Here is a 2,133-nt window from a genome sequence, read left to right as displayed (position 1 = left end):
CTTTGAAAAGCAAAATGTCGCTTAGCTAAGTGTCCAGTCTGACTGGAGCAGATCATCACCGCTAATACCTTGATCACTCAACCGCTGTTCATACTCCGTTTTGATGCGCTGTTTGTTCTCGCCCAACTTCAGAGTACTTTTTTCCAGTAGTTCATCTATAGCTCCGATCGTGAGATCAAGTGATGATTCAACATTGCTAATTTGAGTAAGCCTGTCGTTGTTTAGCTCTAATTTTGCTTCTTCAAAACGTTCAAGCGTTACTGAGATTTCCCTATCAATCAGGGCTATAGCTTTCTCAATCGATTTGATGTTTATATTAATTTTTTCGACTAAGCCCTCTTTTGCACGGGCAATCTCTATTTTCTTGTTTTTAAGGTTAACCTTAGTTTGTGATAGGTCACCCTCAGCGTTTCGCAGTTCATTGCGTAATCGTGATAACTCAAGCGTTGACTGCTTAACAGCAAAATCATTTTTCAAAATTTGCTTATTGAAATCAGCCTCTGCGTCTTCAAGCTCAACGATACGGTCCATCAAGTGAGCCTGCTCTTCCACATCAGCTTTGTTGGTGACACTACAATCTGCTGGGTTGCTCGTATCGATATATAAATCGTACATTGAACCTGAATCTTCAGTCATTGATGGTGTGAGTGTCGTGTCCATCAAAAGCTCATCGGTAAGAACACGACCAAGTGGAGAGCTTTGCCATCCCTGTCGATTAGCTTCCAAGAACGAGTACAAGGTTCCTGAGTCTGGGTCTAATCGGTTACTGACTACCTTTAACCGGGCTTCAGCATCGCGCATATTTCGACGAGTGGCCTCTAATCTTTCGAGTAGCTTTTCACGTTTAGCTTGTAAGTTGACTCCTTCCTTCTCGCTCACAGTTGTCGTGTGTTTTAACGTGTCTACTTGTTCTTGCAATCTGTCTTTCTCAGACTCCAACTGCTCTCTCTGCTCAATGAGAAGCTCATCAATATCTGGGTTCTTTAGGCGCTGCTTTTGAGTAGCAAGTTCAGCCTTATGTTCCATAAGAGTCTGAGATTTATCCGCAGTAAAACTCGTATGGGTTTGGGTCAGTTCCTTTAACTGTGGCTGATATACATCATCTATCTTGTCTTTTTTAACCTTACACTCTTTTTCGGCATCAAGTTTTTGCTCTGTTAGGTCAGACTTTTCTTTATTGAACTTACTAACAAGGCTTTGTTTGTCTTTCTCATACTTTGCTTTGGCATCATTTACCTTAGTTTCAAGATCGGCGTAACTTTGTCTTTGTTGTGCCACCCTGTCTTCCATTTCTGGCAATTGCTTTAGCTTAACGGACAGTTCTGGATAACCACTATTTTCGTATGTTATAAGCTTGCTGTGATGTACTTCGATCTCAGAGTTAATACTTGTGATAGAGCGTTGAAGAGCGCTCTTTTGAACCTCTTTATCAAGCTTATCTTGATTAATTTCGCCAATCTGCTTGTCACTGTTTTCAAGAAAATCTGAGCGCTCGATTTCGGTTTTCTTAAGAGATTCATCAAGGCTTTCAGAGGCTTCACGAATGATTGTTAAGGCATTGGCGAGCTGAGTGGTTAGATAGGCAATCTGCTTATTGTTCGCAATAGCTTCAATGAACGCTTCTTTTTTGGCTAGGAACGCTGTTAGGCCGTTGTAGTCATCACACCATTGTTCAATTCTGTTTGCATCCACACCAAACTCTAATGTGCTATTTCCTTGCTCGAGGATATCCAGGAAAAGCGCCTTTGTGTCGGCCATATTGAATTCACCTTGAATCAACGCCGCTGTGATTTTTTCAATGTGACGGACATCATGACGACCAGAGCACAAAGAGTAGCTCAGGAACTGATTGCTCAAATTCCCTGCATTAATATTTTGGATAATTTCGCGGTACTCTTTGACGCTAGTAATACGCGACTCGTATTCTAAGCCGTTAGCGTTCAGCTCCGCGGCCAGCTTTGTACAGCCGATAGCGTAAGGCTTATCTTCGCTGTCTTGTTTAATGATCACTGACTGCTCAAACTGACCTTTAACGAAAAGGTAAACAATGCCACCTTTAGTACTAAGGTTTCGATAACTGCATATTTCGGAGCATTCCGATCAGTCATTTCGGGATTATCCGATCACCCATTT

General features: G+C 41.9%; 1 protein-coding gene. It reads right to left on the bottom strand.

The window, feature by feature from the left end:
- Nucleotides 1-21: 21 nt before the first annotated feature.
- Complete coding sequence (locus AB6E30_RS22410) at nucleotides 22-2,049, bottom strand: ATP-binding protein (RefSeq protein ID WP_372105315.1); 2,028 nt, start codon at nucleotides 2,047-2,049, stop codon at nucleotides 22-24.
- Nucleotides 2,050-2,133 lie beyond the last annotated feature (84 nt).

Source organism: Vibrio sp. 10N.247.311.12, assembly GCF_041467515.1.
Lineage (GTDB): Bacteria > Pseudomonadota > Gammaproteobacteria > Enterobacterales > Vibrionaceae > Vibrio > Vibrio crassostreae_C.
Note: the sequence above shows the minus strand (reverse complement) of the source record. Positions and strands in the feature narration are given on the sequence as shown.